The organism is Amylibacter sp. IMCC11727 (assembly GCF_029854195.1).
Lineage (GTDB): Bacteria > Pseudomonadota > Alphaproteobacteria > Rhodobacterales > Rhodobacteraceae > Amylibacter.
This window is the reverse complement of sequence record NZ_CP122960.1, coordinates 477720-491308: the sequence shown is the minus strand read 5'-3', so window position 1 is coordinate 491308 and position 13589 is coordinate 477720. Positions and strand designations below refer to the sequence as shown.

The following is a 13589-nucleotide window of genomic DNA, read 5'->3' as shown; positions in this document are numbered from 1 at the left end:
CGCCCTTTACAAAGACGGTGTCATGTTTCTTTTGCGTCCTGAATTACATTCATGCCAGCCAAGCCACTGTTGCCAAGGCTGACACCCGCGAACGGCCCACCGTGACACATGTGGTTCGGATCATGTGGGTCCATCTGGGGCTCATTCGCCAAAACCTCTGCCGCCACATCTTCTGCGTTATCCTTCGGGCGATAGCCAAGGAAAGACGCATTCGCGTTATCAACAGGCACACGGTCGTTGTTCGACACACCGTACACAATCGCGAACCCCGTGACAGGCGTATCAATGCAACGTGTCACCAACTGGATCAGATCATCGTACGAAAGATATGATCCCAGCGCGCGCGCATTGTTTGGCTGCGCACAGGACAGGATACGCATATGCACGCTCTCCATCCCGCGTTTTTCCCAATACATGCGGCCCAAATCCTCGGTAAAGCATTTCGCCAAACCGTAAAACGTATCAGGGCGATGCGGTACATCCGTGCCGATAAACTCGTTCTTTGGATACATGCCAACCGCGTGGATGGACGACCCGTAAACGATCCGCCGCACACCCGCTTTGTACCCCGCTTCCCAAACGTTGTAAGACCCGACAAAGTTCGGCCCCAACAACTGTTCAAACGGCCCTTCATCCACAAACGCACCCATGTGAACGACCATCTCAGCCCCTTCCATGACCTTCACCATGTCATCCATGCTGGCCAGATCGCCCTGAATGTATGTCTCACCGTCATACGTCTTGCCGATGTCGTCCTTAATATCCGTGGACACCAATTGATCACACATCTTGCTCAGCGGTTCGCGCAGATACGATCCCAACCGCCCAGCGGCCCCTGTCAGTACAATCTTCTTCATCATCTCATCCTTCCAGTTTATTCTTTACCGTCGACAATAGCGTATCTGACGCCTTAGCCAATAATCCCGTGTCCGATCCACAGGCCACAAAGGTAAATCCCTCGTTCAACAACTCTGCTGCAAAATCAGGGTCCATCACCAGCGTTCCAACAGGCACGCCCTTGGCCATCAGCTTTTGCGCCGCTGGCTTGATCAAATCCCAGACGGCAGGGTCCATTGGCTTCCCGACAAGCCCAATATCCGCCGCAATATCCGCAGGACCAAAGAACACACCAGACACACCGTCCACCGTCCCAATCGCCTCGGCTTGCGCAACCGCGCTTGCGGTTTCCAGTTGCAAAATCACCGTGGTTTCCGCGTCCACACGCGCCACATAATCGGACACGCGCCCAAACTTATTCGCGCGCGTATTTCCCGAAACACCCCGCACCCCAAGGGGCGGATACCGCGTGGCTGCCACAGCCTTCTCCGCCTCTTCAACGCTCTGGATCATCGGGAACAGCAACCCCTGCACACCCAAATCCATCAGCCGTTTCACAGCAACCGTATCGTTCCAATCAGGCCGCACAATCGCCGTCGTGCCGTAACTGGCAAACACCTGCAACTGTGCCAAAACCGAATGATAATCATTCGGCGAATGCTCCATGTCGATCAGCGCCCAGTCAAACCCAGACCCCGCCGTCACCTCGGCCCCAATCCCACTGCACAGGCTGATCCACAGCCCCAGTTGTTTTTCCCCAGCCTTCAGCGCCGCCTCAAACGGATTGCGTTCCAATTTCATCAAATGACCGCCTTTTCAATGATCGGACGGTTTTCTGGAATCCGCGCATAATTGAACGGCGTCAAATCCAACGTGCGATATTCGCCATAGGTCAGCCACTCCGCCGTGCCACGCCCCATCGCGGGGGATTGCTGCAACCCATGCCCAGAAAATCCGCTCAGGCTGATAAAATTCTCAACCTTCGTGTGCGGCCCCATAATCGCGTTATGATCAAACGTGTTCATCGCGTAATGCCCCGCCCATTCTGCGGTGATCTTCACTGCCTCAAACTGGGGAATACGAGTCGCAACGATGGGCCAAATCTGGGTTTCCCACAGGGAATAATCCATCTGATAATCATCATACCCAACCGCCAAATCGGGCTTTTCATAGTCATGCCCACCTGCCTGATACGTGCCACCACCGTTTTCACGCACGTGCACACCAGACGGATCAATCGTCAGCGGCAGGTCTTGATCGAGCGGCTGATCCGCCTTGAAAATCCACGTGTATCGTTTGCGCGGTTCTACGGGCAATTCCACCCCAGCCATACGCGCCGTTTCCACCGCACGCGGACCAGAAGCATTGACCAACTGACCACAGGCAATCACCTCACCCGATTTCAGTGTAATGCTCTCAACTTGCGTTCCGCCCGCGTTTTTGGTGATCGCAACCACTTCGTTTTCAACATATTCCACACCGCGCTCGCGTGACTGGCGGTTCCACCAATCAAACACGGCGGCTCCATCCCAGAACCCCTCATCAACCGTGTTGATTGACCCCGCCACAATGTCATCCACCTGATAAAACGGATAGCGTTTCTTAATCTCTGCCGCGTTCAGGATTTCAGTGCCCGCACCCGCCGCAACCTGCACCGCTTGGCTCTCGCGCAACACATCAGCAAAGCCTTCGTTGTCCGCAAAATACATATAGCCAAAGTTGCGAATGCTCAGTTCTGGAACCCGCTCATCCCCCCCCATATAGGTGCGAATATTCTTTACAAAATCCGCCGCAAATTGGCTGATCCGCACGTTCAGGTCAGACGAAAACTGCTGCCGCATACAGCTGTTCGTATGCGCTGTCGAACAGGCCTCAAACGTAAGATCACGATCAACGACCAAAACCGATCCGTTGAAATCTTTATTGTCGCTCAGGAACCACGCGGTCGATGACCCCATGATCGCTCCGCCGACGATCACCACATCGTATTTCGTTTGCTTCGGTGCTTGCGTTTGACCCGCCATTACACATCCTCCCCAGATGCAATCGCGGCCTCGACCGCTTCAATATCCGTTGCCGACAGACCGTAATCCTCGGCTGCAACTTGCGCAGAAATATATCCCCGCGCCAAATCCCGTTTCACCATGTCTGGGTCCCGATCAGCGGCATCGCCGTATCCCGCACCCCCTGGAAACGCCATCATAACTTTGCGCCCATGGGGCACAAACTGTTTGCCCTTACCGTTCATTTGGGTCCCGTCATCTTGGGCAATCGTCGTTGGCGCACCCACACCACCGCCACGGCGGCCCTGCGCAGGATGATCCACGCGATCAAACATGGCCTGAATGTCAAACTCATGCCCTTCGCGCGCGCCCACTTCCATAAACTGGCCAAGTCCCCCACGGCGTTGCCCCGCACCCCCGCTATCTGGACGCAATTCTTTGCGCCAAATGATCACAGGCCCCGCATGTTCGGTTGCTTCCACAGGCATGGTCATCACACCTGATGGAAACGCCGTCGCGTTCAGCCCATCATGTTCAGGACGCGCACCAGACCCGCCCGAATTGAACGTCAGCACTTCGGAACGCACCGCATCATTTGGCGCGGGCGCATCGGTGCGTGGCCGCAACGAGACTTGGAAATTGCACAAACACCCAGCCCCCTCTGCAGGGACCAACCCAGGTACAATTTTATCAAACGCATTGAACACCGCGTCAGGCACAAAATGCCCCACGATATGGCGCAATGCCACGGGTGCAGGATGCAGCGCGTTCACAATCGTGTTCTCAGGCGCTTCAATTTCAAACGGCGCAAGGCTCGCCGCATTGTTCGGAATCTCAGGCGCAATCGCCACCTTTAGCGCGTAACAGGCATAGGCCTTGGCATAAACCAACGGACAGTTGATCCCCTTCTTATCCAGCCCAGACGACCCCGTGAAATCGGATACAATCCGATCCCCCTTCACGGACACTTTCACCTTCAACGTGATCGGCGTATCAAACCCATCCACTGTCAGCTCCCCCGTGGCGGATTCCTGTGGCAGCGCCGCAATCCGTTCAATGGTGGCACGGCGGGAGTTTTCCAAAATGAATTCTGCAATCCCGTCCAGATCATCCAGATCAAACTCGCTCATCATGTCGATCAAACGGCGATGCCCAATCTCGTTACAAGTGGCCAACGCATAGATATCCCCGATCAACTGATCAGGCTCACGCACGTTGCCCCGAATGATCCGCACCAGCGTTTCATCCACATCACCTTGAGCCGCGAACTTCATGATTGGAATATACAATCCCTCTTCATAGACACTGTGCGCATCGGCCCCAAAGCCACGCCCACCAATATCCACAATATGCGCGGTACAGGCGAAAAACCCGACCAATACGCCCTTATGAAACGAAGGCGTCACCATGGTGATATCGTGCAAATGCCCCGTGCCCTCCCACGGGTCATTGGTGATATACACATCCCCTTCCATGATGTTCTGTCGCCCAATGCGCCGAATGAAATGCGCCACTGCATCCGCCATGGCGTTCACGTGGCCGGGCGTGCCGGTCACCGCCTGCGCCAACATGTTGCCATGCGTGTCATAGACCCCAGCAGACAAATCGCCCGCCTCACGCACAGACGTCGAAAACGCCGTACGCACCAACGCCTGCGCCTGTTCTTCGACCACAGAAATCAGACGGTTCCACATTACCTGATAGGCAACGGCTGAACTTTGTTGCGCCATGGCTTAACCCTCCGCTTTCAATGTGACGTCAATGCACCCATCAGGCTGACGGACCGCATTTCGGCTGCTTGGAATGATGATCGTGGTTTCGTCTTCGAACACGACACCGGGGCCTTTGATAAAGCCACCGACCTTCAACTTCGTCCGATCGTATTTGTAACAATGCACCATCCGATCTTCGGCTGGATCAAAGAACGACCGCTTGCCGTTCATCACCGCAGACTTGCCAGCCTCATTCTGTGCCACAGGCTCAACCACTTCAGGCGGCGTTGTTGCATTCACCGACCAAACCGTGATTTCAATATCCAGCCCCGTCACAGTGCGTCCAAACAGCTTCGTATAATCCTCTTCAAACAGCCGCTCAAACGTGGCCGCATCAGGATTCATCGCTTGCTCCTGCGTCAGCACAATCGGAATTTCCCAACCCTGCCCTGTGTAGCGCATGTAAACCTTAAACTCTGACAGGATCTCCGCCTCTGCATCACAGTTACGCACAAAACCCGTCGCCTCGGCCTGTAATTCAGACAACAGCGTCTGAATGCGCGGCGCGTCAAAATCTGACAACTTCATGTAAACGGAACGGTTCGCCTCAAACGAAAACGGCGCGCGCAGAAATCCAATGGCAGACCCAACACCCGCACCAGGGGGAACCAACAACCGTTCCACACCCAGCTTTTCACACAGCCGCCCCGCATGCAGCGGCGCCGCACCGCCAAAGGCAATCATTGTGTATTCGGACAGGTCTTCACCGTTTTCGACCGCATGAACCCGCGCCGCGTTCGCCATGTTTTCATCCACAACCTCCGCCAATCCAAACGCCGCCGTGCGTGCATCCATATCAAGCGGCTCACCCAAAACCGTCTTCAGCGCGGCCTCAGACTGGTCCCTAAGCAACTGAATCGACCCACCCGCAAAGTTGTCGGCATCCAATTTCCCCAAATACAAATCCGCATCCGTTACCGCGGGTTTATCCCCACCGCGCCCATAACAGGCTGGCCCAGGTTCCGATCCCGCGCTCTCTGGTCCCACACGAATTTGCCGCATCGAATCCACATGCGCCAGCGATCCACCGCCCGCGCCAATTTCGACCATATCAATCACGGGAATGGAAATCGGCATCCCCGATCCCTTCTTAAACCGATAGGTCCGCGCCACTTCGAACACTCGGCTCGTCTTGGGTGTTTGATCCTTGATCAAACAAATCTTCGCCGTGGTCCCGCCCATGTCAAACGACAACACTTTATCCAGCCCATAGCGCGCCGCGATATTCGCCGCGAAAACCGCACCGCCCGCAGGACCTGATTCCACCAATCGCACAGGGAAATCCGCCGCGCTTTCGATGGAAATGATCCCTCCGCCCGAATGCATTAGGAAGATGTTGCAATCCACACCTTCGTCCCGCAACCGTCCTTCCAGACGCCCAAGATAAGATTTCATCAGCGGCTTGATATAGGCGTTCGCCACCACGGTATTGAACCGCTCATATTCGCGCATCTGCGGCGACACTTCAGATGAAATCGAAATCATCGCATCTGGCATTTTTTCGGCCACAACCTCGGCCACCATCTGCTCGTGCGCATCGTTCAAATACGAATGGATCAAACCAATCGCAACGCTGTCATACCCAGCCGCCGCAACCCGATCCACAACCGCTTCGACCTCGGCCCGATCCAGCGGGATCAACACAGCACCCGTCGCATCCACACGTTCCGTCACGGTATAGCGCATCTGGCGTGGCAGCAACGGCTCTGGCAAGTTTAGGTTCAAATCATACTGCTCAAATCGGCTCTCGGTGCGCATTTCAATCACATCGCGAAACCCGTTTGTTGTAATCAGCGCCGTCTTGGCCCCACGCCGTTCAATCAACGCATTCGTGGCCAGCGTGGTTCCGTGAATGATCTGCCCGATGTCAGATGGCGCAATCCCTGCCTTCGCGCAAACCTGCTGCATCCCATCAATGATCGCATTTTCAGGCGCGATGTAGGTGGTCAAAACCTTGGTGGAAAAACTCTCACCACCCGATTCCAGAACCACATCCGTAAACGTGCCACCGATATCCACACCCAACCGAACAGACTTCTTCGCCATCAGACTCACCTTTGTATGATTGGGGGTATTTTGACGGTTCCGTGGAATAGCTTCAAATTATTTATAAATATATATGTGATAAAAAATATTGATTCTATAGCTCAGCCAAAACATCCGCCGCCAATTGCGCCGAATGGGCCACATACCCTGCCACCCGCTCCGCTTGATACCGCGCTGCAAATCGCAATGGCGCGGGTGTCCAATCAACGCTCACGTCTTGCAATCGGCCAGCATCCAAATCGGGCTGCACCAGAGAACGTGGCAACAACGCAACCCCCAACCCATTGATCGCCATCTGCACACAGGACGCCATGCTGTTGCTCGGCACAAAGCGCGTGGTTGGCAGGTTTCGCGCCTCGGCATAGTCCACCAATTCGGCGTAAGCCTGCGTATTGCGAGCATGGGTCAGGATCGACCGCGGGATCAAATCCGCCACGCGCACCCGCCCCTTTAACCCGTCCAAAACCTCTGCCGTTCCGACCCAGACATAATCGAACGTGCCCAGCTCAATCACCCCGCTCGCCTTGCTGGCAAAGGGGGCTGTTTGGATTGTCAAATCCAACGTGCGGGCCGCCAAATCCCGATCCAGATCGCGTGACAGATTTACCGTCAACTCCACGCTCACGGATGGATACATATCCTTCAGCCGCCGCAAATAGGTATGCACCCAAGTGGACGCCACCAGCTCCGTCACACCCAACCGCAACCGATCCTCAATCAAATCGGGCCGCTCCGCCACCGCCAACAACCCTTCCGCCTGTCGCAATATCTTGCGCGCTTCCAACAGGATATCTTCCCCCTTCGCCGTCATCCGCACAGACCCAGCATCGCGCTGCATCAACACCACCCCCAGCGCAGATTCCAATCCTGCAATCCGCGACGAAATATTCGGCTGCGTCGTGTTCAAATGCGCCGCCGCTTTGCGAAACGTGCCAAGGTCCGCCACCCAAACAAGCGCCTCCAGCTGTTTCAGATTAAACACATTCCCAATCATCTAATACGGCCTTCCCTCGTGATCCGCCCAACCTATACACATCACGGCCGACAATCAAAAATCCTAATCCTTTTCTTGCACAGGCAAACACCCTAAATTCAGCATAACACAAAGGATCAATCCCATGCTTCTCGACACACCTATCTGCGATTTCGGCTGGCCAGCGCCCAACTTCACCCTGTCCGATCCAAACGGCAATGCCTTCACCATGTCCGATCACCTTGGCGACAACGGACTCTTGGTAATGTTCATCTGCAACCACTGCCCCTATGTGAAAACCATCGGTCATCGCCTCGCAGCAGACACCAAAACCCTAATGTCCGAGGGCGTAAATGTGTTGGCTGTAATGTCCAACGACTACCGCGACTACGCCGCAGACAGCCCGGAAAACATGCTGAAAACCGCCGCCGAATATGGCTGGGAATTCCCCTATCTCGTAGACGAAGACCAATCCGTCGGCAAAGCATACGGCGCGGTCTGCACGCCTGACTTTTTTGGGTTTAACGCAGACGGCGGCCTGCAATATCGCGGGCGTCTGGACGATGGCACCATGGGCCAGCCCAACGCCACGACCCCAGAACTGTTGAATGCTATGCGCATGGTTGCCAAAACGGGCCACGGCCCGAAACAGCAAACGCCGTCCATGGGCTGTTCGATCAAATGGTCACGCTAAGGATCAAATCGCGCATGGCAGGGCCATTTTCGCAATTTCTAACACCTGAAACGCGGGTTTAAGCCACCGTTTCAATGCGCATTTCTTCGGCGTATTTGGCCAAGGCATCTTCGCAACCATAGGCCCAAATCACGGACAACCATCTGTTGAACGCATCCGCAAAAGGCTGCGCCTGCGCCAGATCGCCATAGATGTTCTTTTGCTCCAGCCACGCCGCTGGGCGATCCTTCGCCGCCACTGCCGCCCTTTGCAGATCATCCCAAATCGGATCGTTGGGCGCTATCACCGAACCATTTTCGCGCGTTCCTTCACACATCCGCGCCCACAGCGCCTCGACCAGCGCAAGTCCCTCAACCGAACGCCCCGCCGCCAACTGGTCCCGTAAAATCGGCAAAACAAACCCTGGATGACGGGCTGATCCGTCAAACGCCACACGGCGCGTGGTGTCTATGATGCGCGGATTGGAAAAACGCGTTTCAATCAGGTCCACATATTCCGCAGGTGTCTTACCCGGAACCGCATGCACCGTTGGGGCAATCTCGGCCCGTTGAACCTTGCCAAAAAATGCTAAAATGGCGGGATGCGCCATGCACTCTGCAATGGTTTCAAGCCCCAGAATATCGCCCACATTCGCAATCACCTGATGCCCTGCATTCAGGATACGAATTTTCATGGTTTCAAACCCATGCACATCATCCGAAAACGTTGCACCAACCTTGTCCCAATCGGGGCGGCCTGCACAAAAATCGTCTTCGATCACCCACTGGCGAAACGATTCATGCGTGACGACAACCGTATCTTTGATCCCAAAATCTGCCGCCAACGCCAGCTCTTTGGGGCCAGTGGCAGGGGCAATGCAATCCACCATAGAATTGGGAAAACTGGCATTTGCATCAATCCAATCAGCCAAGTCAGGATCAGATGCACGGGCCAAACACACGACGGTCTGGCGCAGGACATCGCCGTTTCCTTGCAGGTTATCGCAACTCAGGCAGGTAAACGCACCATGCCCCTCAGCACGGCGTAGGCGCAACGCTTTGACAATCGCACCAAAAGCCGTGCGCGGCGTATCAGGATGCGTCGCATCATGGCGAATATCCCCATGCGCACCGTCAAACCCTTTGGTCACAGGATCAATATAATATCCGCTCTCGGTCACGGTCATGGCCACAATCCGAATGGCAGGATCAGCCATTTTCTGGATCAACGCCCCGTTATCCGCTTCAATCGGCAAATAATCGATCATAGAACCAACAACCTCAGCAGACACAGCCTGCGGGTCCAGCTCGATCAGGGTCGTCAAACAATCTTGCGCCAACAGTTTTTCACGCATGGCCGCATCATAAGGGCGCACACCTGCACCGATAATCGCCCAATCATGCGCCGCGCCTGCCTGCATCAAACGGTGCAAATACCATGCTTGATGCGCCCGATGAAAGTTCCCAATGCCGATGTGAACAATACCAGCCGTCAGCGCTTCGCGGTCATACTGGGGACGTTCGATCGACAATTGATCAAGCGTTGCATTCGAAAGAGAGATCAGCTCATCCATTGTCCACCATCCACATTGTAAGTTTGCGCAACGACATAATCCGCCGCATCACTTGCCAAAAATACGGCCATACCTGTCAGATCCTCGGGCCGCCCCATTCGCCCAAACGGCACACCTTCGCCAACTTCACGTTTCTTCTGCCCTGGCTCTTTGTTTTCGTATCTCGCGAAAAATGCGTCTACGCCGTCCCAGTGTTCCCCATCCACAACCCCAGGGGAAATCGCGTTAACGTTTATGCCATGCTTGATCAAATCCAAACCAGCGGATTGCGTTAGGCTGATAACGGCCGCTTTGGTGGCACAATACACCGCCACCAACGGTTCACCGCGCCGTCCGGCCTGACTGGCCATGTTGATGATCTTACCGCCCTGACCACGCTCCACCATATGTTTGGCCACCGCTTGCAGGGTGAACAACGTGCCAGACACATTGATATCGAACACCTTTTGATACGCAGCACGTTCTATTTCAACAATCGGCGCTGCCGTGAAAATCGCAGCATTGTTTATCAGAATATCGATATGGCCAAACGCATCAATAACCGCGCTGACCCCTGCATCAATGCTGGCTTGATCCGTCACATCCATTTGAACGGCGACCGCGCTGCCCCCCAACTCCGCCGCCGTTGTTGTGGCTCTCGCCATGTCGATATCGGCAATGGCAACGGACGCACCTTCGCGAACATACGCTTCGGCAAAAGCCCGCCCGATCCCGCGCGCAGCCCCCGTAATCAGTGCAGTTTTACCAGCCAGCTGCATCACTCAATCCTCAGGCCAGCCGCATCAAATTTGTGAATCTGCGTCACGTCAGGCGTCAGATAAATTTTGTCGCCATGCTTAAACGTCACATCGCCTGCGGCCCGCACGGTCATCGGATCACAGCCATCAATCCCATGAACATGAATAAACGTGTCAGACCCAAGGTGTTCTGCAACCCCGACACGGCCTTCCCACAAACCTTCAGTGTTTGACACCTGCACATGTTCTGGACGAATGCCAATGGTGTGCGCATCGTGTTTCGCGGACTCTGCACCTTCGATCAGGTTCATCTTTGGGCTGCCAATAAATCCAGCCACAAACTTGTTGCGCGGGCGGTGGTACAATTCCAGCGGGCTGCCAACCTGTTCAATAACACCCGCCTGCAACACAACAATCTTGTTCGCCATGGTCATCGCTTCGACCTGATCATGCGTCACATAGATCATCGTGGTCTTCATACGCTCGTGCATTTCGGTGATTTCCAAACGCATCCCAACGCGCAACGCGGCATCAAGGTTGGACAACGGTTCATCAAACAAAAACGCAGACGGATCACGAACAATGGCACGGCCAATGGCCACACGCTGACGCTGCCCCCCAGACAATTGCCCTGGCTTGCGGTCCAGATAATCTGTCAGGTTCAACGATTTCGCCGCCGCCTCAATACGCTTGTTCTGCTCGTCTTCGCTCAGTCCAGCCATCCGCATAGGAAAGGCAATGTTCTTGCGCACGGTCATATGCGGATACAGCGCATATGTCTGAAACACCATCGACAACCCGCGCTTGGACGGCGAAACCTGCGTGACATCTTCACCATCAATCAACACACGCCCAGACGTGCAGTCTTCCAATCCCGCAATCAGACGCAAAAGCGTGGACTTACCACACCCCGATGGGCCAACAAACACGGCAAATTCACCATCCTCAATTGTCAGATCCAATGGTGGGATCACTTCGGTGTCACCAAAACTCTTGGTCACTTGTTCGAGCGTAATTTGTCCCATGATTTCTTTCCTATTTTTCGGAATTACTTAACAGCGCCAAAGGTCAGACCTTGCACCAGTTGTTTTTGACAGAACCAACCCAATACGATGATCGGACCAACCGCAGCCGCAGACACCGCAGACAGGCGACCAAAGAACAATCCTTCTGGCGCGCGGTTCCCCTCAATCAGCTTAGACAGCGTTGCAGCATCCGTCGTCGTCAACCGCACCGTCCAATACGCTTCGTTCCAGCAAAAGATGAAACACAACAACGCGGTCGATGCGATACCACCCCATGCCAGCGGGATCAGAATTTCGCGAATTTCCCCCCAGGTGTTCACCCCGTCCATTTGCCCTGCTTCAATGATCTCTTTCGGGATTTCTTTGAAATAGGTGAACAGCATCCAAATCACGATGGGCAGGTTGATCAGACACAGAACCACAATAACCATGAAATGCGTGTCAAACAGACCAATGCTCTTGGTCAGAAATGTCATCGGATACAACACCGCCGCCGCAGGCAGCATCTTGGTGGACAGCATCCACATCAATACATCTTTGGTTCCACGCGCGGGGTTAAACGCCATGGCATACGCACAGGGAATTCCAACCGCCAGCGCAAAGATCGTGGCAAACACAGACGTAATCACCGAGTTGGTCGCAAAGCGCCAGTAATCATAGTTTTCCGTCATGTTGAGATAATTTTCGAGCGTCGGCGTAAACCAGATCAGAAACTCGGGCTTCACCGCATCCGCGTCTGTCTTAAAGCTGGTCAAAACCAGCCAAAAGATCGGAAAGAAGAACAACAGCCCAACAGACCAAGCCAGAATGGTGCGGCCCAATTGTCCATACTTTGAGGTTTGTGCAACAATTGCCATTGGATGTTCCTTTATTCCATCAACGTCTTGCCAACCATGCGCAGCAAAAAGATCGCGACGATGTTGGCGAGGATGACAGCGAAAATGCCCGTGGCGCTTGCGGCACCAATGTTGTTGTTGGCAAATTCACCGATCAGATAGGGCAGGTTTTTGTTGCCGTTGCCCCGGCTTACGATTTCGATTTCCGCATACAGCGACAGATGGAAAATCGCTTGGATCATGACCACAATCGCAATGGGACGCCCCAAATGCGGCAGGGTCAGGAAACGAAACTGCGACCACGCGCCCGCCCCATCCAAAATCGCCGCCTCTTTCTGTTGCTGATCCTCTGACTGTAACGATGTCATGAAAATCAGCACGGCGAACGGGGTCCACTGCCACGTGACCATCATGATCACAGCATATGCGGATGTTTGCGTTGCGCGGAATGATATCGGCGCAAGCTCTGGCCACAGGGAAAAGAAACCTCCGACAATCGGCGCGGCTCTCATACCGTCGATCAGATCGTTCAGCCCCGCCACCGCGATACCCTGCAAACCCAGAACAGGATCAAGGATCATGTTGATCCACAAAACCGCGTTTACCGCTGGCATCACAAAGAACGGCGAAATCAAAAGAACCCGCACAATCCCCTGCCCACGAAAGGACTTGTTGATCAACACGGCGATCAAAACACCCAAGGTAACCGTCAGGAACAAAATGCTGCCCACAATGAAAAGGCTATTTTTAATCGCGAACAAAAAGTCTTTGGAATTCAGAACAAATTCATAATTCCCAAAACCGCGCCAGTTGCTCAACGCAGGCGTCGTCCACTCTGGCTTGCGCAGGCTGTTCAACACATACCGGATAAACGAAAAATACAGCGTCATCGAAAGTGGAACCAGCATCCAAACCAAAAGCAGAAGAACCGCTGGAGATTGAAGCAAGCGTGGAAGCGTTCTGTTAGACATGACGAAGGACCCCCGCGAAGCACAGTGTTCGCAATGTTTCAATGAGACTAGAGAATTGGCGATGTTCGGGTCGCTGGCAATGGTCATTTACACGACATGCAGGCAGCGAAAGTGTTGGGATAGAAGGCCCGAAAAGATCGGAC

Annotated in this window: 12 protein-coding genes; 1 reads left to right on the top strand and 11 read right to left on the bottom strand. The window is 54.4% G+C overall.

The window, feature by feature from the left end; all coding sequences use genetic code 11:
• Positions 1-20: 20 nt before the first annotated feature.
• The 6 genes from QBD29_RS02545 to QBD29_RS02520 all read right to left on the bottom strand — a co-directional run bounded on the left by QBD29_RS02545 (position 21) and on the right by QBD29_RS02520 (position 7652).
• Complete coding sequence (locus QBD29_RS02545) at positions 21-857, bottom strand: NAD(P)-dependent oxidoreductase (protein ID WP_280101020.1); 837 nt, start codon at positions 855-857, stop codon at positions 21-23.
• Between the two features lie 4 nt (positions 858-861).
• Positions 862-1638 (bottom strand): HpcH/HpaI aldolase/citrate lyase family protein, encoded by a 777-nt coding sequence (locus tag QBD29_RS02540; RefSeq protein ID WP_280099761.1) that lies wholly within the window; start codon positions 1636-1638, stop codon positions 862-864.
• Entirely contained in the window at positions 1638-2861 is a 1224-nt protein-coding gene (locus QBD29_RS02535; protein WP_280099760.1) for an FAD-binding oxidoreductase, read from the bottom strand. The genes QBD29_RS02540 and QBD29_RS02535 overlap by 1 nt, the downstream gene beginning before the upstream one ends.
• Entirely contained in the window at positions 2861-4570 is a 1710-nt protein-coding gene (locus tag QBD29_RS02530; RefSeq protein WP_280099759.1) for a hydantoinase B/oxoprolinase family protein, read from the bottom strand. The genes QBD29_RS02535 and QBD29_RS02530 overlap by 1 nt, the downstream gene beginning before the upstream one ends.
• Before the next feature lie 3 nt (positions 4571-4573).
• Positions 4574-6658 carry a hydantoinase/oxoprolinase family protein gene (locus QBD29_RS02525; RefSeq protein WP_280099758.1) on the bottom strand — a complete coding sequence of 695 codons (2085 nt, stop codon included), beginning with the start codon at positions 6656-6658 and terminating at the stop codon, positions 4574-4576.
• A gap of 94 nt (positions 6659-6752) precedes the next feature.
• The gene (locus QBD29_RS02520; RefSeq protein WP_280099757.1) at positions 6753-7652 is read right to left on the bottom strand and encodes a LysR family transcriptional regulator; all 900 of its coding nucleotides are present in this window, start codon (positions 7650-7652) and stop codon (positions 6753-6755) included.
• Between the two features lie 124 nt (positions 7653-7776).
• Between QBD29_RS02520 and QBD29_RS02515 the strand changes: the two genes are divergently transcribed.
• Positions 7777-8325 (top strand): thioredoxin family protein, encoded by a 549-nt coding sequence (locus tag QBD29_RS02515; RefSeq protein WP_280099756.1) that lies wholly within the window; start codon positions 7777-7779, stop codon positions 8323-8325.
• A gap of 58 nt (positions 8326-8383) precedes the next feature.
• Here the strand turns inward: QBD29_RS02515 and QBD29_RS02510 are convergent, their stop codons facing one another.
• From QBD29_RS02510 to QBD29_RS02490, 5 genes are read right to left on the bottom strand one after another with little or no spacing between them, the layout of a single operon-like run.
• On the bottom strand, positions 8384-9877 hold the full coding sequence (locus tag QBD29_RS02510) for a mannitol dehydrogenase family protein (protein ID WP_280099755.1): 1494 nt from the start codon (positions 9875-9877) through the stop codon (positions 8384-8386).
• Positions 9865-10638 carry an L-iditol 2-dehydrogenase gene (locus QBD29_RS02505; RefSeq protein WP_280099754.1) on the bottom strand — a complete coding sequence of 258 codons (774 nt, stop codon included), beginning with the start codon at positions 10636-10638 and terminating at the stop codon, positions 9865-9867. The genes QBD29_RS02510 and QBD29_RS02505 overlap by 13 nt, the downstream gene beginning before the upstream one ends.
• Positions 10635-11639 carry an ABC transporter ATP-binding protein gene (locus tag QBD29_RS02500; protein ID WP_280099753.1) on the bottom strand — a complete coding sequence of 335 codons (1005 nt, stop codon included), beginning with the start codon at positions 11637-11639 and terminating at the stop codon, positions 10635-10637. The genes QBD29_RS02505 and QBD29_RS02500 overlap by 4 nt, the downstream gene beginning before the upstream one ends.
• Before the next feature lie 23 nt (positions 11640-11662).
• A complete protein-coding gene (locus QBD29_RS02495; protein WP_280099752.1) occupies positions 11663-12496 on the bottom strand; it encodes a carbohydrate ABC transporter permease in 834 nt (277 codons plus the stop codon).
• A gap of 11 nt (positions 12497-12507) precedes the next feature.
• On the bottom strand, positions 12508-13446 hold the full coding sequence (locus QBD29_RS02490) for a sugar ABC transporter permease (RefSeq protein WP_280099751.1): 939 nt from the start codon (positions 13444-13446) through the stop codon (positions 12508-12510).
• Positions 13447-13589: the final 143 nt, after the last annotated feature.